Source organism: Marinobacter sp. ATCH36, assembly GCF_023555055.1.
Taxonomy (GTDB): domain Bacteria; phylum Pseudomonadota; class Gammaproteobacteria; order Pseudomonadales; family Oleiphilaceae; genus Marinobacter.
In genome coordinates this window covers 592,832-607,993 of sequence record NZ_JAMJPL010000002.1, presented here as the reverse complement: position 1 = coordinate 607,993, position 15,162 = coordinate 592,832, and the positions used below count along the sequence as shown (strand labels likewise).

Genomic DNA, 15,162 nt, shown 5'->3' with positions numbered 1-15,162 from the left:
GTTAACGCTCCTTACATGTGTCCGACTTCATCGGGCAGCTCGTAAAAAGAAGCGTGCCGGTAAATCTTGTCCTCCGACGGGTCGAACAGGACTTCCTTCTCGTCGGATGTGGAGGCTGTGATGGTGTCAGAGGGCACCACCCAGATGCTTACGCCTTCGCTACGGCGTGTATACAGATCACGGGCGTTTTCCATAGCCATCTCTGCGTCAGAGGCGTGCACGCTGCCCACGTGCTTGTGGTTCAAGCCATGCTTCGACCGTACAAAAACTTCGTAAAGGCGCCATTCAGACATGTTGTATTCCTCCGGTATCAAGCGGCTTCTTGCGCGCGCTGTTTTTGTTTTTTGGCATAGGCGACGGCCGCTTCGCGGACCCACGCACCCTCGTCAATTGCTTTCTTGCGCGTGTTGATGCGCTCGCGGTTACAAGGGCCGTTGCCGTTGAGAACGTCGTAGAATTCCTGCCAGTTGATTTCACCGAAATCGTAGTGGCCGGTTTCTTCGTTCCATTTCAGATCCGGATCCGGCGCGGTGCATCCCAGGAATTCGAGTTGCGGAATTGTCTGGTCGATGAACATCTGGCGCAGTTCGTCGTTACTCTTGCGCTTGATCTTCCAGGCCAGGGACTGCTGAGAGTTCGGGGACTCGTCATCGTGCGGGCCGAACATCATCAGTGCCGGCCACCACAGGCGGTTGATCGCGTCCTGTACCATGGCTTTCTGCTCTTCGGTACCTTCGCGCATCATATCCAGCAGGATCTGGTAACCCTGACGTTGGTGGAAGCTCTCTTCCTTGCAGATGCGCACCATGGCGCGTGAATAGGGGCCGTAGGAAGTACGTTGAAGCACCACCTGGTTAACGATTGCCGCGCCATCTACCAGCCAGCCCACGGCACCCATATCCGCCCAGTTCAGAGTGGGATAATTAAAGATGCTCGAGTACTTGGCTTTGCCCTGGTGCAGCTTCTCGATTTCTTCATCACGGTCAGCACCCAGGGTTTCCATGGCGCTGTACAGATACAGGCCGTGGCCTGCCTCGTCCTGTATCTTGGCCATCAGTTGAAGCTTGCGCTTCAGCGTAGGTGCACGGGTTACCCAGTTGCCTTCGGGCAGCATGCCGACCACTTCAGAGTGAGCGTGCTGGGAAATCTGACGAACCAGGGTCTTCCGGTAGCCTTCGGGCATCCAGTTCTTCGGTTCGATTTTGGTTTCTGCATCGACCTTTTCCTGAAACTCGCGCTCTTCAGGTGACATTTCTTCCAGGGTCTTCAGGCGCTTGGCGCCGGTTTCAACGAGCTGAGCGTACATAAAAAAATACCTCCTGACTGATCGGGCTGTTGTTCTGGTATTCCAGGAACAGCGGTGCCCTCAGTACAACTGAAGGCCATTAAATTCATATTATATGATACTGAATAAATATCAAGATCTTTCTTTGTGTGTCATGTTATATCTAATAGATTCATAAAAAGAGCTTATAGCACTGATTTTCATAATAAAAGAAACGATACGTGATTAAATGCTATTGAGATCGGCAAAAGGAAAGCAAATTTAAATTGGTGATTTTGGCGGTGGAGGGCAAAAAGTGAGAGAGCCAGGCGCAATGGTTGCAGGCTGACTCTCTGGTGGCCATGCAGGCTTACTTGTTTCGGCGGTCAAACACGCGTTTGGCCTTGCCTTCCGAACGGGCCAGACGGTTGCTTTCCACTACTTCCACACGGGTGCTGATACCGATGTAGGACTTGATATGGTGAGCCAGCTCTTTGGATGCTGCGGCACGGCTCTCCGAGTTGTCAGTCTCACCGGGTTTCAGCTCGGCCCGGATATCGACGCAGTCCAGGTTGCCTTCCTTATAAACCTCAATCTCGTAGTGTGGGGCCAGCGCCTCGCATTTCAGAACCTGCTCTTCAATCTGGCTTGGGAATACGTTCACACCACGGATAATCAGCATGTCGTCGCTGCGGCCGGTAATCTTGTCGATACGGCGCATGGGACGTGCGGTGCCCGGCAGCAGGCGGGTGAGATCCCGGGTGCGGTAACGCAGAATCGGCAGCGCCACCTTGGTCAGCGAGGTGAACACCAGCTCACCGTATTCACCGTCTGGCAGTACTTCGCCGGTGTCAGGATTGATGATTTCCGGATAGAAATGGTCTTCCCAGATGGTAGGGCCATCCTTGGTTTCAATGCATTCCATGCCCACGCCAGGGCCCATGACTTCTGACAGGCCATAGATGTCGAGGGCCTCGATGCCGAGTCGTTCCTCGATTTCTGCTCGCATGGCGTTGGTCCAGGGTTCGGCACCAAAAATGCCGAGGCGCAGCGGGAGCTTATGCGGATCAATACCCTGACGGTCCAGCTCGTCGGCGATGTTCAGCATGTAGGAGGGCGTGACCATGATGATGTCAGGCTCGAAATCCTTTATCAGCTGGACCTGTTTCTCGGTCTGGCCGCCGGACATGGGAATCACGGTACATCCAAGCCGCTCGGCACCGTAGTGGGCGCCAAGGCCACCGGTGAACAGGCCGTATCCGTAGGCCACGTGGACCTTGTCGCCACGGGAGCCACCTCCGGCGCGAATGGAGCGTGCCACGATGTCCGCCCATGTATTGATGTCACTCTGGGTGTAGCCGACCACGGTCGGTTTGCCGGTTGTGCCGCTGGAAGCATGAACCCGGACCACGTCGGACATGGGGGTGGCAAACATGCCGAACGGATAGTTGTCGCGAAGATCCGCCTTGGTGGTAAACGGCACTTTGGCCAGATCATCCAGGGAATTGATATCCATCGGCTTCAGGCCGATCTCGTCAAACGCTTTGCGGTAGAAGGGCACGTTGGTATAGGCATGGACCAAACTCCAGCGCAGGCGCTGAAGCTGCTCGTGGCGAAGCTCGTCAATGCTGGCCGTTTCCATACGGTCAAGTTTGCCCAGTTTTTGTAATGGTAAGGTCATGATTCTGTCCTGCGTTGTTCTTGTTGGCTAAAGGTCTTGGTTCTCTTTTGACCGGTGCCCTCAGGCCACCGTATCTGTCCGTTCGATGATCAGGGCAATGCCCTGGCCAACGCCGATGCACATGGTGCATAGGGCGTACCGGGCTTTCTGGCCCGCCGCGTGACGGCGTTCAAGTTCATTCAGGGCTGTAGTCACCAGCCTGGCACCGCTCATGCCAAGCGGATGCCCGAGGGCAATACCGCCACCATTCGGGTTCACGTGGTCCGCATCGTCCGGCAGGCCGAGATCCCGGGTCACTGCGAGAGCCTGTGCAGCAAATGCCTCATTGAGTTCGATCACGTCCATATCCGCCAGTTCAAGGCCAGCTGTCGCCAGAACTTTGCGAGTTGCCGGGGCCGGGCCGAAGCCCATGATTCTCGGCTCAACACCAACGGTGGCCATGGCAACGACCCGCGCTCGGGGCTTGAGGTTGTACTGTTTCAGAGCATCGGCACCAGCCAGCAGAAGGGCGCAGGCACCGTCGTTAACGCCTGAGGCGTTCCCTGCGGTTACGGTTCCGTTTTCGCGGAATGGCGTTGGCAACTTGGCCAACTGCTCAATGGTGGTTTCCCGCGGATGTTCGTCGGTGTCCACAACCAGTGGATCCTGCTTGCGGCGTGGAATGGTTACCGGGGTAATTTCGTCGGCGAAGCGTCCGGCTTTCTGGGCGGCGGCGGTCCGCTGCTGGCTGCGGAGGGCAAAGGCATCCTGGTCTTCACGGGAGATGCCGAAATCCGCTGCCACGTTTTCTGCCGTCTCCGGCATGGAATCAATGCCGTACTGTTTCTTCAGTAACGGATTGACGAAGCGCCAGCCGATGGTGGTATCGAAGATCTCCGCCTTGCGGCTGAATGCCGAGTCGGCCTTGCCCATCACGAAGGGGGCCCGGGACATGGATTCCACGCCACCAGCGATCATCAGGTTGGTCTCGCCGGTGCGGATGGCTCTTGCAGCGCTGCCGACAGCATCCATACCGGAACCACAGAGGCGGTTGATTGTGCTTCCAGGTATGCCAACCGGCAGGCCTGCCAGAAGCAACGACATGCGGGCGACATCGCGGTTATCTTCGCCGGCCTGGTTGGCACATCCATAAAGCACATCGTCAATTTTCGACCAGTCCAGATCCGGGTGTCGCTCGGTCAGGGCCTTGATGGGGATGGCGCCGAGATCGTCCGCACGCACGGCAGAGAGAGCGCCGCCATAGCGGCCAATAGGGGTGCGGATGGCATCGACGATGTAGGCGTCTTTAAGGGAATTGTCGGTGCTCATGCAGTTTCCTCCGAATTGCGTACGGTGCCACGAACCTCGTAGGAGCGGCCCCGGAACAGGGCAACCTTGCGGCCGTCCTGGTTGGTTAGTGTGATGTCATAGATACCGGTGCGGCCACCACGGGCCTGCTCTTCGGCGGTGGCGGTCAGCCGGTCGCCCTCTTTGGCGCCGTACATATAGTCAATGCTGCAGCCGGAGGCGACGGTGGCCCGGTCATAGCTGTTACAGGCAAAGGCAAACGCTGAATCGGCCAGTGTGAACAGGTAGCCGCCGTGGCAGGAACCATGGCCCTGGATCATGTCGCCGGTGACGGTCATGGTAAGCACTGCCTTACCGGGGGCAACCGACTCAATGTTCATGCCCAGCTTCTGGCTGGCCTGGTCCCGGGCGAACATGGCTTTTGCGCATTCTTCGGCGAGTGTCTGCGGGTCCATCTCGCTCATGAATAAAACCCCTTTTGTGCAAATGCGTTCTTCCGGAGCAGCAGGGCAGGGCGATAGCGGTCTTCTGCGTAGCTGTTCTGGATGTTGGTGAGCACGTTAAATACATGGCCCGCCCCGAGTCGGTCACTCCAGCTCAGGGGGCCGTCCGGATAATTCAGGCCGGCTTTCATGGCCAGATCGATATCCGCAACCGTTGCTACCCCGTGCAGGGCCGCGTCGGCGGCTTCGTTGGCCAGCATGGCAACGGTGCGCATGATGACCAGCCCGGGGCGATCAGCAATCAGGCTAACGGCAATACCCGCTTTTTGTAGTAAAGCACAGGCACAGGAAACCGCCGCATCGGAAGCCTGGTCGGCTGGCGCCAGGGCGAGCCTGGACGCTTTGTGGTAATCGAAAGCCAGGTCGAATAACACAAGATTCGAGGTGCCCTCGCTGGCAGCGCGCTCGGTGGCCATTCGCCCATCGGTGAGGGCCAATACGGCATCGCCGAAACGAATCTGTCCCGGGCCATCGCGCTCGATAATGGTGAGGCCGGCGGCTTTCAGTCGCTCCAGCAGCGGGGCAGCTGCACCGGGATTGCCTTCAGCGATGACGAAGGTCTCATCAGATTGGTGGACCTGCTCGGTTTGAGGCTGGGGCTTCTCGGCGTTCTCGCCATACGAGTAAAAACCCTGGTCGCTCTTGCGCCCGAGGCGGCCGGCCTCAACCAGTTCTTTCTGGATCAGCGAGGGCAGGAAGCGCGGATCCTGATAGTAGGAATTGAACACCGAGTTGGTCACCGCGTAGTTGACGTCGTGACCGATCAGATCGGTCAGTTCAAATGCGCCCATGCGGAACTGGCCGGCCTCACGGATAATGGCATCCAGCGTTGCCGCATCGGTGGCCTGTTCCTGAAGCAGGCGCAGGCTTTCAGCGTAAAACGGCCGGGCAACCCGGTTGACGATAAAGCCGGGCGTGGATGTGGCATACACAGGCTTCTTGCCCCAAGCGGTTGCCGTGGCGTGAACAGTGTCGGCAACGGCTTTGCTGGTGGCCAGGCCCTTCACCACTTCAACCAGTGCCATCAGCGGCGCGGGATTGAAGAAGTGCATACCCACCAGGCGCTCGGGCTTCTGCATTTCGGCGCCAAGGGCCGTCACCGAGATGGAGGAGGTGTTGGTGGCGAGGATCGCGTCCCCTGCACACAGATCTTCCAGGTTTGCGAGTAGCTGACGTTTGATCTGCAGATCTTCGATAATCGCTTCGATCACCAGCCCGGCATCTGCGACTTCCTCCAGGCTCGCGACTGGCTGGATCCGGCCAATGACGGCGTCCAGGTCCTGCTGCTGCATCTTGCCTTTGTCAACACGGCGTTGAAGCTGTTTGGCGATGCCATCACGGCCAGCTTCTGCGGCACCTTCCCTCTGGTCGTGCAGGTAAACCTGATGGCCTGCCTGGGCCGCGACCTGGGCAATGCCGGAGCCCATGGCCCCGGCGCCGATGACGGCAACGTTTATTCGGGTGTCCAATGCCGGCATGGCTTATTTCCCCTTGAAGTTCGGTGTGCGTTTTTCCATGAAGGCGGCAACGCCTTCGCGGTAGTCCTCGGTCTGCCCGGCTGTGCGCTGAAGGTCGCGCTCCAGATTGATCTGCTCTTCAAAGGTGTTGCTGGCACTGGCGTGCAGTGCGCGCTTGATCAGGGCCAGACCTTTGGTAGGTTGAGTTGCGAAATGGCGGGCCAGCTTCATGGTTTCTTCCATGAGCTGGTCGTTGTCGACACAGCGCCAGATCATGCCCCAGTTCTCGGCCTGTTCGGCGCTGATCTTATCTCCTAACAAGGCCATACCTTTGGCCCGCGCCATACCGGCTACGCGGGGCAGGATCCAGGTGCCGCCAGAGTCGGGAACCAGGCCAAGCTTGCAGAATGCCTGAACAAAATTGGCGGAGCGGGCCGCCAGTGTGATGTCGCAGGCAAGGGAAATGTTGGCGCCTGCGCCCGCCGCAACACCGTTAACGGCGCAGAGCACTGGCATCGGTAAATCACGCAGGCTGCGCAGCATCGGGTTGTAGTAGTTCTCGAGGGACGCGCCCAGGTCCGGCACTTCCTGGTCCGGGGAAACGCTGCGATCAGAAAGATCCTGCCCGGCGCAAAAGCCTCGGCCAGAGCCGGTAATGACCAGCACGCGAACAGACTCATCCTTGCGCACGGATTTAATGGCATCGCGCATGCGTTCGTGCATTTCGACGTTGAAACTGTTCAGGCTGTCCGGGCGGTTCAGGGTAAGCAGAGCCACTCCCTGATCGATTTCGAGAAGAATGCTCGGCTGAGTCATGGCGTTATCCTGTAAATAGAATGATGGATGGCTTTCCGATGTGGCTTTGTTTTTATCTGAAGAATATCTCAGCCGCCCGGAGTCAGACTTGCCGTCAGGCGGTGTTTCCGTTGTAAGTGGGCTGATTTGGAATCAGTATATCTATTAATTGATACTCGTCAAGGTTTCGGATCTACACATTTTGTATCACATTTGCCTGTTTGACCTAAAATTCATTTAGTCATTGAATAAAAAGGATTTTCCATACTATTGTTCGATTTTTAGGAGCCTATTTTCCTCGTGGGGAGGGTTTTGTGTCCCTTTGATCTGTAAAAATATCCCCAATTAGCGGTAAAGTTGTGGGGAAAATGAATCAGAAAGTATCGTCGCATTCTCGACTTGTTACTTAAGGAGATAAGCATGCCTGCTTACAGTATTGAAGGTGTTCAGCCTGTTGTACATCCGTCTGCCTATGTTCATCCATCCGCCATTCTGATCGGGGATGTGTGGATTGGCCCTGGCTGCTATGTTGGCCCGGCCGCCTCTTTGCGTGGCGATTTCGGACGCATCGTGTTGAAGGAAGGTGCCAATATTCAGGATACCTGCGTTGCACACGCTTTCCCGGGCAAGGATGTGGTGGTCGAGAAAGACGGGCACGTGGGGCATGGTGCCATTCTTCACGGATGCATTATCAGTGAAGGCGCAATGGTTGGAATGAACGCAGTAATCATGGACGACGCTGTTATAGCGCCACGCTCTATTGTTGGCGCCGGTGCCTTGGTAACAGCCGGATTTCAGTGCGATCCTGCATCTTTGATCGTCGGTACCCCGGCCAAGGTGTTGCGGGTATTGAGTGACAAAGAGGTGGCCTGGAAGGCGAAAGGGACCGAAGAGTATCAGAGGCTGACACTCCGCTGCTTCGCGAGCCTGGAAGAGTGCCAGCCACTGGAGGACGCAGATGCTGATCGGCCCAGAGTCGATGCGGGCGATTATCAGCCCAAGAATCGGACCTGATTCGGGGTAATCGGGTGTTGCACACCGATATCGAGTTCTTCAGGCGGCCAACTCTGATTTCAGTGCATCGATAATAATGCGCGCGAAATCGTCCGGAGAGTCTTCCTGCAGGAAATGACCACCCCGCAGGGTTATGTGGGGTTGCCCGTGGGCACCGGGAATGCGTCGCTGCATATAGCGGTCACCGCCCCGGGTGATCGGGTCGCCACTGCTGAAGCAGGTTATAAATGGCTTCTTCCATTTTTCCAGAACACGCCAGGCGGATTTGTTGGCCTCGCTTGACGGATCATCAGCCGATACCGGAACCAGTTTCGGAAAAGCTCTTGCGCCGGCTTTGAATTCGGCGCTTGGAAAAGGGGCCTCGTAGGCGGCGATTTCGGCCTTGCTCATGGCTCTCTCCGTGCCCAGCTGGACAATTCTGCCCACCGGAAACCACGGGCTGTGCGTGGCAAAGGCTTTCCAGAGGGAAAACACGGCGGGCACCGGCGTATCGCCCGTTGGTAGCATGCCGTTACCTACGATAATCCGGCGGAAAAGCTGTGGGTGCTCCGCCGCCAGGCGCAGTCCCAGCAGGGAGCCCCAGTTCTGGCAAACCAGGGTAATGTTCTTCAGGTCCAGTGCTTTCAGCCACTGGGAAAGCCAGTTTATATGCCGGTCGTAACTGTAGTCGGCTACCTCGGAGGGTTTGTCGGATTTCCCGAAACCCACCAGGTCAGGGGCCAGGACTCGGTGCCCGGCTTCTGCCACAAGTGGAATCATGTGTCGGTAAAGGTAAGACCAGGATGGTTCTCCATGTAACATCAGCACCGGTGCTGAATCGTTTGGTCCCTCGTCTACGTAGTGCATTCTCAGGCCTGGCTCGACGTCCAGGTAGTGAGGTGAAAAAGGATAATCCGGAAGGCCTGCGAAGCGGGCTTCATCGGTTCTCAGAATACGCATGCCATCGACTGTCCTGACTGAGTGGTTGCGTGGCTGGTTAATCTCAGCCTTCAACAATCAGGATAAAGCAGATGGAAATTTTGTGTGTTTGGTTTACGTAACAGTGCGTTGGCTGTTTGAATCAGCAGGCCTTGCTGATCAGGTCTGCGCTGCCCCCAAGTCCTGCCAGAGCTTATTCTCCGAGGTCGGCGGTTATTGATCGGAGTCAGCAGCGGGGCGACGGTTAGAGCGCTTGTCCTCCCAGTTCAGTGATTTCGGGTCGTACCAACCAATCTGATCGAGGACTTTTTCACGGGTTGCGGCAGACAGGGTTGGCCAAAGTTCATGGAATTCCTCGAGCCCTCGTTCCCGCTGCCGTAGCTGCTTGCCCTGGAGCTGCCTGATGATGCGGGGAAGGTGTAGGGCTTCTCCCAATTGCCCGGGCACAAGCACTTCCTGCCCCATCACCTTGCGACGATGGGTTCTGGCGGCCAGCACCCGATGGAGGGCAGCCGCCGCATTCTGTGCTGATTCGACATCAAACTCTTCGTTACCCAATGCCTGACCCGCTTAAAGAGTGACCAATAACCGTCAACTATAACCTGAAAGCCGCTAGACTGGCCATGACGCCGTGGTAGTCTGGTGTCCCGGTTGGCAATCTGAATCAGGATCAAGAATTATGATGTACGGAAAACTGGAGACACGGACTTTTCTGGCCATGCTCGTCGGCGTCTCCCTGGCTTTTGTGCTGCTGATGAAGCCGTTTTTTGGCCCGATATTCTGGGCTGTGGCCATTGCGCTGATTTTTCACCCGGTACGTGAACGTCTGGCAAAGCGACTCGGCAACCGTCCCAATGTGATTGCATTACTGACACTTATGATCTGCATGGTCATTGTGGTTATTCCGGTGTTGGCGCTGGTGACATCCCTGGTTGCCGAGGGGCTTTCCGTCTACCAGCAAATACAGGATGGGGAGCTCCGTCCGGGCGAGTATATCGACAGGGTGAACCAGTCTTTTCCTGCCATTGAGGCCTTCTTTGCCCAGTTCGGAATGGATTTCGCCGAAGTGAGGGACAGGGTGGTCAGTGCATTTGTGGGTGGTAGCCAGTTTCTCGCGAAACAGGCCCTGGGGATCGGGCAGAACACCTTTCAGTTTTTTCTGGGGCTGTCGTTGATGGTCTATCTGGCGTTCTTCCTGATCCGTGACGGCAACAAGCTGGTGGATCTGCTGATTCAGGCGCTGCCACTGGGTGACGCGCGGGAGCGCCTGCTGTTTGCCAAGTTTGCGGAGGTCACCCGGGCAACGGTCAAGGGCAACCTGCTGATTGCCATCATCCAGGGTGCTCTTGGTGGTCTGATTTTCTGGTTGCTGAATATCCAGGCTGCGCTGTTGTGGGGCGTGGTAATGGCGATAGTCTCGCTTATTCCGGCGGTGGGCGCGGCCCTTGTGTGGGTGCCGGCGGCCCTGTATCTGGCAGCGACCGGCGAGATTATTTCGGCGGTTATCCTTACGGCTTTCGGGTCGATTGTCATCGGACTTTCCGACAACTTGCTACGTCCGATTCTCGTTGGTCGGGATACCAAACTGCCGGACTATATTGTTCTGCTTTCAACCCTGGGCGGGATTGTGATGTTTGGCGTCAACGGTTTTGTGATGGGGCCGTTGGTCGCTGCCCTGTTTATGGCTTTCTGGGGAATTTTTATTCGCGAGTTCGGGGAAGTGCCGGGAACTGCAGTGCACAACATGCCTGGCACAGCTACAGAAATGCAACAATCTGAAAAGCCCCGGCAAGATTAACTATGTTAGTCTTTGGTATTAGTGTCCAACCTGTAGAGGCTGGCATCACAATAAAAAACAACAGGTAACCGGAGTAGATCATGATCAGCAGGTCAGTAATACGAAGCCAGCTGGCGGCGGCAGTAATGCTCGGAGCGGTGACGCTCGCAGCCCCCCATGCACTGGCAAACGATACTGTGGCGCTCAAGAATGCGCTCTACGGTGCGGGCTATGAGATCAATAATGTCAGCGCGCGAATGGACGAGCAAACACGCTCTGCGCTCACAGCATTCCAACGGGATCTGGGGCTGAATGCTTCGGGCGAACTCAATGATGCCACCAAAGAAGCGTTGGGTATGGTGTCAGTGCAGGTCGCGTCGTCTGGCTCTGCCGGCTCATCGCAGAACGCAGCAGCATCCTCCAGCACCGCATCCGAGCCTGAAGAGACTCCGGAAGCACAGGCCAAAGAGGATGATATTGAGGAAGATGATGACGGTGGCTGGTTCTTCTAGAGCTATATCCTGAGTCGGATTTCTGCAAGCTTTCGGGCCCGGTGGTACTCTGTGTACTCCGGGCCCGTTGCGTTCAGTCCAGCTTTTCCAGGTCTCTGACCGCGCCCTTGTCGGCACTGGTTGCCAGCAGAGCATAGGCTCTCAGTGCCGCTGACACCTTGCGAGGCCTTGCGAGTTCCGGTTTCCAGCCCTTTTGGTTCCTTTTTTCGCGGCGGCGATTCAGCTCGTTCTGGTCTATCTCCACGTTGATGGAGCGGTTGGGGATGTCGATGCGGATCAGGTCGCCATCTTCGATCAGGCCAATAGCGCCGCCCGCGGCCGCTTCGGGAGAGGCGTGGCCAATGGACAATCCTGAGGTGCCACCAGAAAAACGGCCGTCGGTGAGAAGCGCGCAGTCTTTACCCAACCCCCTGGACTTCAGATAGCTGGTGGGGTAGAGCATTTCCTGCATGCCGGGCCCGCCGCGGGGGCCTTCGTAGCGGATAATGACCACTTCGCCGGATTTCACTTCGTCATTGAGGATGCCTGTTACAGCCGTATCCTGGCTCTCGTAAACCCTTGCCTTACCCTCAAACACAAAGATGCTTTCGTCCACTCCGGCAGTTTTGACCACGCAGCCGTCCAGGGCAATGTTACCGAAGAGTACCGCGAGGCCGCCCTCAGAGGAGTAGGCATGCTCGACCGAGCGGATACAGCCGGTTTCCCGGTCGCCGTCAAGTGACGGCCAGCGGGTACTCTGGCTGAAGGCGGTCTGGGTTGGAATGCCGGCAGGGCCTGCCTTGTAGAACTCCACCACTTCGGGCGTCGGCTCCTGCATGATGTCCCAGGTTTTCAGGGCTTCGCGCATGGTTTTGCTGTGTACCGTGGGCAGGTCCGCGTTGATCAGTCCGCCCCGTTCCAGTTCGCCGAGTATACCCATGATGCCGCCGGCCCGGTGCACGTCCTCCATGTGGTATTTCGGGGAGTTGGGTGCAACCTTGCACAACTGCGGGACCCTGCGGGAAAGCTGGTCAATCTCGTTGAGGGTGAACGGTACGCCGCCTTCCTGGGCTGCTGCCAGCAAATGCAGAATAGTGTTGGTAGACCCGCCCATGGCGATGTCCATAACCATGGCGTTCTCAAAGGCTTCAATGGAGGCAATGCTCAACGGCAGCACGCTGGCGTCGTCTTCTTCGTAATAGCGCCGGGCATTCTCTACAATCTGTCTTCCTGCTTGCAGAAACAGCTGTTCGCGGTCCGCGTGGGTAGCCAGCAGTGAGCCGTTGCCCGGGAGTGCAAGACCGATAGCTTCAGTCAGACAGTTCATGGAGTTGGCCGTAAACATTCCAGAACAGGATCCGCAGGTGGGGCAGGCACTGCGCTCGTACTCGGCAACCGTTTCATCATCGGCATTGGGGTCGGCGGCAATGACCATCGCATCGACCAGGTCGAGCTTGTGCTCTGAAAGCTTGGTTTTTCCGGCTTCCATGGGGCCACCGGAGACAAAGATGGCGGGTATGTTCAGGCGCATTGCGGCCATCAACATGCCCGGCGTGATCTTGTCGCAGTTGGAAATGCACACCAGTGCGTCGGCACAGTGAGCATTAACCATGTATTCCACAGAATCGGCGATGATTTCCCGGGATGGCAGGGAATACAGCATGCCGTCGTGGCCCATGGCGATACCATCGTCCACGGCGATGGTGTTGAATTCCTTGGCAACACCGCCGGCTTGCTCGATTTCGCGGCACACCAACTGGCCCAGGTCCTTGAGGTGAACATGGCCGGGCACAAACTGGGTAAAGGAGTTGGCAACAGCAATAATGGGTTTGCCAAAATCTTCATTCTTCATGCCGGTGGCGCGCCAAAGAGCGCGGGCGCCCGCCATGTTGCGGCCTGCGGTGGATGTCCGCGAACGATACTGGGGCATGGGTTTCTGGTCTCTCTTCTGCAACTGGGTCAAAAAATGAAAGGCAAAAGGATACCAGATTACCCCTTGATCGCATGGTTGTTTTGATCATCCGTGCTTACAATGTGTAACAGAGTTAATGAACAACTGACCAAGGAGTAGTCCTATGGCTGGGCAGGAAAGCCTGCCGCTGCGTCGTCTCAAACAGTTTCAACCGTTGAACCGGTTAACTGACGACCAGTTGGTGTTGCTGGCAAGCCGGGCAGAACGAAGAGCCCATGGCCCGGGCCAGCGTGTAATGGAGCGGGGCCTACGTGATGGGCTGGATTTCTTCCTGGTATCAGGCAGTGTGGAGCTGGAGTCGGTTGACGGCCGCAAGTCCATCGTAGACGCGGAGAGTGAAAAAGCGGTCAATCCTGTCGCCAGGTTACAGCCTCGAATGTACGACGTGACCGCGATCAAGGCCAGTGAGTTTCTGGTGATCCCGCAGGATGTCCTGAACCAGCTGTTGCGCTCGGCGCCGGTGCCTCAGGTGGAGATGGATTCGGGTGATGGCTTGGGAGACGATGGCAGTGAAGAGCATCATCTGCTTATGGAGTTTTATGCCGAACTGCGGTCCAACCAGTTCAGCCTGCCCAGCGTTCCGGATGTGGCATGGAAGGTTCGCAGAACGGTCGATCGCGAGGATTCCACTGCCGACCAGGTTGCGAGCGCTATTTCCGCAGACCCGGCAATGGCAGCCAAGCTGGTCCGCGCCTGCAACAGCCCGTTGTACCGGGGGTTCAGCGATGTGCGCAACGTTCGTGAAGCCGTCGTCAGGCTGGGAATGCGCACAACTCGCCAGCTGATAACGGTGTTCTCCATGCGGGAAGTGTTCAAGACCAGGCAGGCATCGCTGCAGAAAGAGATGGACAAGCTCTGGCGCCACTCTCGCGAGGTTGCCGCGCTGTGCTGGGTACTGGCCGACAGCGCCACATCCATCAATCCGGAAGAGGCTCTGCTTGCCGGATTGTTGCACGATATCGGGGTGGTGCCGGTGCTGGTTCAGGCCGAACACCACGTTAATCTATTTGCCGATCAGGCAAATCTGGAGCACGCCATTAGTGAACTGCGGGCAGATGTGGGTACGGCGATTCTTGAAAGCTGGTCATTCCCGGCGAGCTTTATTGAGGCCACCCGCCATGCCGAAGACTGGGGCCATGAGTGCCGGGAAACGGCTCCCCAGCTGGTGGATATTGTGATTGTCGCCCAGTTGCATGCCATGATTGGTTCCAGCCAGAATGGCAACCTCCCGCCTTTTGACGAGGTGCCTGCTTACCGAAGGCTGGGCGAGCTTGAGCTGAATGCTTCCCGCAGCCTGCAACTTCTGACGCAAGCCCGTGCAAGGGTGGACGAGGTCCATCGCCTGCTTTCAATACACTGAGCATATGACAGGGCGGTCAGTCTTTCGGAGCTCCTTTTTTGGTGACAATTCCAACAATGAACGTACCTATTTTTCCGTTGAACTCTGTTGTGCTGCCCCGGGGAAGAATTCCCCTCCAGCTGTTCGAGCCAAGATACATCGATATGCTGACGCGTTGCCTCAAGGAAGATCGGGGTTTCGTTGTTGTCCTGCTCAGGGAGGGACTGGAAACCGGCACATCAGCGGCGTTTTATGACATTGGCACTTATGTGCGAATTATTGATTTCCAGCAGCTGGACAACGGCCTGCTGGGCATTACGGTTGAAGGCCAGGGCAAGGTCACTGTGGTTCGCACCTGGCAGCAGCCGGATGGACTCAACGTGGGCGACGTGGAATGCCTGCTGGCGGAGGAGGAGCTGACGGTTCCGGAACGCTTCACCGAGCTGCCTTCGGTATTGAAGGCGCTGTTTCGACACCCGGTCATTCGTGAGCTGGGTATGGATATAGACTATGACGATGCCCGGGATGTCGGTTGGCGGCTGACGGAACTGCTTCCTCTGGACAAGCAGGAAAAACAACGCCTGGTAGAACTCCAGGACCCGCTGGAACGTCTGGAGCGTCTACTGGGGTTGCTGGAAGCGCTGGAGCAGAACTGATCCCGCGC

15 protein-coding genes are annotated in these 15,162 nt (G+C 57.0%); 5 read left to right on the top strand and 10 right to left on the bottom strand.

Annotation, left to right across the window (positions count from 1 at the left end; all coding sequences use genetic code 11):
- Positions 1-11 precede the first annotated feature (11 nt).
- The 7 genes from paaB to paaG all read right to left on the bottom strand — a co-directional run bounded on the left by paaB (position 12) and on the right by paaG (position 7,008).
- Positions 12-293 carry a 1,2-phenylacetyl-CoA epoxidase subunit PaaB gene (paaB, locus tag M8010_RS10585; RefSeq protein ID WP_250091038.1) on the bottom strand — a complete coding sequence of 94 codons (282 nt, stop codon included), beginning with the start codon at positions 291-293 and terminating at the stop codon, positions 12-14.
- A gap of 17 nt (positions 294-310) precedes the next feature.
- Complete coding sequence (gene paaA, locus M8010_RS10580; RefSeq protein ID WP_250091036.1) at positions 311-1,306, bottom strand: 1,2-phenylacetyl-CoA epoxidase subunit PaaA; 996 nt, start codon at positions 1,304-1,306, stop codon at positions 311-313.
- 328 nt (positions 1,307-1,634) lie between these two features.
- The gene (gene paaK / locus M8010_RS10575; protein WP_250091034.1) at positions 1,635-2,945 is read right to left on the bottom strand and encodes a phenylacetate--CoA ligase PaaK; all 1,311 of its coding nucleotides are present in this window, start codon (positions 2,943-2,945) and stop codon (positions 1,635-1,637) included.
- A gap of 60 nt (positions 2,946-3,005) precedes the next feature.
- Positions 3,006-4,253 carry a 3-oxoadipyl-CoA thiolase gene (gene pcaF, locus M8010_RS10570; RefSeq protein WP_250091032.1) on the bottom strand — a complete coding sequence of 416 codons (1,248 nt, stop codon included), beginning with the start codon at positions 4,251-4,253 and terminating at the stop codon, positions 3,006-3,008.
- Positions 4,250-4,696: a hydroxyphenylacetyl-CoA thioesterase PaaI gene (gene paaI, locus M8010_RS10565; protein ID WP_250091030.1), complete on the bottom strand. Its 447-nt coding sequence runs from the start codon at positions 4,694-4,696 to the stop codon at positions 4,250-4,252. The genes pcaF and paaI overlap by 4 nt, the downstream gene beginning before the upstream one ends.
- Positions 4,693-6,213 (bottom strand): 3-hydroxyacyl-CoA dehydrogenase PaaH, encoded by a 1,521-nt coding sequence (paaH, locus tag M8010_RS10560; protein ID WP_250091028.1) that lies wholly within the window; start codon positions 6,211-6,213, stop codon positions 4,693-4,695. Before paaH ends, paaI begins: the two co-directional genes overlap by 4 nt.
- Positions 6,214-6,216: 3 nt before the next feature.
- On the bottom strand, positions 6,217-7,008 hold the full coding sequence (gene paaG, locus M8010_RS10555; protein ID WP_250091026.1) for a 2-(1,2-epoxy-1,2-dihydrophenyl)acetyl-CoA isomerase PaaG: 792 nt from the start codon (positions 7,006-7,008) through the stop codon (positions 6,217-6,219).
- Positions 7,009-7,407: 399 nt separating this feature from the next.
- Between paaG and M8010_RS10550 the strand changes: the two genes are divergently transcribed.
- Positions 7,408-8,001, top strand: a complete 594-nt coding sequence (locus M8010_RS10550) for a phenylacetic acid degradation protein PaaY (RefSeq protein WP_250091024.1) — start codon at positions 7,408-7,410, stop codon at positions 7,999-8,001.
- A gap of 39 nt (positions 8,002-8,040) precedes the next feature.
- On the opposite strand, the gene M8010_RS10545 is transcribed toward M8010_RS10550, so the two are convergent.
- The gene (locus M8010_RS10545) at positions 8,041-8,940 is read right to left on the bottom strand and encodes a haloalkane dehalogenase (protein WP_250091022.1); all 900 of its coding nucleotides are present in this window, start codon (positions 8,938-8,940) and stop codon (positions 8,041-8,043) included.
- 192 nt (positions 8,941-9,132) lie between these two features.
- Complete coding sequence (locus M8010_RS10540) at positions 9,133-9,477, bottom strand: hypothetical protein (RefSeq protein ID WP_250091020.1); 345 nt, start codon at positions 9,475-9,477, stop codon at positions 9,133-9,135.
- Positions 9,478-9,601: 124 nt separating this feature from the next.
- Here M8010_RS10540 and M8010_RS10535 point away from each other — a divergent pair, with 124 nt between their 5' ends.
- On the top strand, positions 9,602-10,717 hold the full coding sequence (locus M8010_RS10535; protein WP_250091166.1) for an AI-2E family transporter: 1,116 nt from the start codon (positions 9,602-9,604) through the stop codon (positions 10,715-10,717).
- Between the two features lie 80 nt (positions 10,718-10,797).
- Entirely contained in the window at positions 10,798-11,208 is a 411-nt protein-coding gene (locus tag M8010_RS10530) for a peptidoglycan-binding domain-containing protein (protein ID WP_250091018.1), read from the top strand.
- A gap of 73 nt (positions 11,209-11,281) precedes the next feature.
- Here the strand turns inward: M8010_RS10530 and ilvD are convergent, their stop codons facing one another.
- Complete coding sequence (gene ilvD, locus M8010_RS10525; protein ID WP_250091017.1) at positions 11,282-13,117, bottom strand: dihydroxy-acid dehydratase; 1,836 nt, start codon at positions 13,115-13,117, stop codon at positions 11,282-11,284.
- 145 nt (positions 13,118-13,262) lie between these two features.
- Between ilvD and M8010_RS10520 the strand changes: the two genes are divergently transcribed.
- Both M8010_RS10520 and M8010_RS10515 read left to right on the top strand, forming a co-directional pair.
- A complete protein-coding gene (locus M8010_RS10520) occupies positions 13,263-14,519 on the top strand; it encodes an HDOD domain-containing protein (RefSeq protein WP_250091015.1) in 1,257 nt (418 codons plus the stop codon).
- A 56-nt stretch (positions 14,520-14,575) separates the two neighbouring features.
- Positions 14,576-15,154, top strand: a complete 579-nt coding sequence (locus tag M8010_RS10515; protein ID WP_250091014.1) for an LON peptidase substrate-binding domain-containing protein — start codon at positions 14,576-14,578, stop codon at positions 15,152-15,154.
- The last annotated feature ends 8 nt before the right edge of the window (positions 15,155-15,162 follow it).

Excerpts from the sequence above, each read along its gene's own strand:
- paaB (WP_250091038.1), bottom strand. The coding sequence starts at position 293 with ATGTCTGAATGGCGCCTTTACGAAGTTTTTGTACGGTCGAAGCATGGC.
- paaA (WP_250091036.1), bottom strand. The coding sequence starts at position 1,306 with ATGTACGCTCAGCTCGTTGAAACCGGCGCCAAGCGCCTGAAGACCCTG.
- paaK (WP_250091034.1), bottom strand. The coding sequence starts at position 2,945 with ATGACCTTACCATTACAAAAACTGGGCAAACTTGACCGTATGGAAACG.
- pcaF (WP_250091032.1), bottom strand. The coding sequence starts at position 4,253 with ATGAGCACCGACAATTCCCTTAAAGACGCCTACATCGTCGATGCCATC.
- paaI (WP_250091030.1), bottom strand. The coding sequence starts at position 4,696 with ATGAGCGAGATGGACCCGCAGACACTCGCCGAAGAATGCGCAAAAGCC.
- paaH (WP_250091028.1), bottom strand. The coding sequence starts at position 6,213 with ATGCCGGCATTGGACACCCGAATAAACGTTGCCGTCATCGGCGCCGGG.
- paaG (WP_250091026.1), bottom strand. The coding sequence starts at position 7,008 with ATGACTCAGCCGAGCATTCTTCTCGAAATCGATCAGGGAGTGGCTCTG.
- M8010_RS10550 (WP_250091024.1), top strand. The coding sequence starts at position 7,408 with ATGCCTGCTTACAGTATTGAAGGTGTTCAGCCTGTTGTACATCCGTCT.
- M8010_RS10545 (WP_250091022.1), bottom strand. The coding sequence starts at position 8,940 with ATGCGTATTCTGAGAACCGATGAAGCCCGCTTCGCAGGCCTTCCGGAT.
- M8010_RS10535 (WP_250091166.1), top strand. The coding sequence starts at position 9,602 with ATGTACGGAAAACTGGAGACACGGACTTTTCTGGCCATGCTCGTCGGC.
- M8010_RS10530 (WP_250091018.1), top strand. The coding sequence starts at position 10,798 with ATGATCAGCAGGTCAGTAATACGAAGCCAGCTGGCGGCGGCAGTAATG.
- ilvD (WP_250091017.1), bottom strand. The coding sequence starts at position 13,117 with ATGCCCCAGTATCGTTCGCGGACATCCACCGCAGGCCGCAACATGGCG.
- M8010_RS10520 (WP_250091015.1), top strand. The coding sequence starts at position 13,263 with ATGGCTGGGCAGGAAAGCCTGCCGCTGCGTCGTCTCAAACAGTTTCAA.
- M8010_RS10515 (WP_250091014.1), top strand. The coding sequence starts at position 14,576 with ATGAACGTACCTATTTTTCCGTTGAACTCTGTTGTGCTGCCCCGGGGA.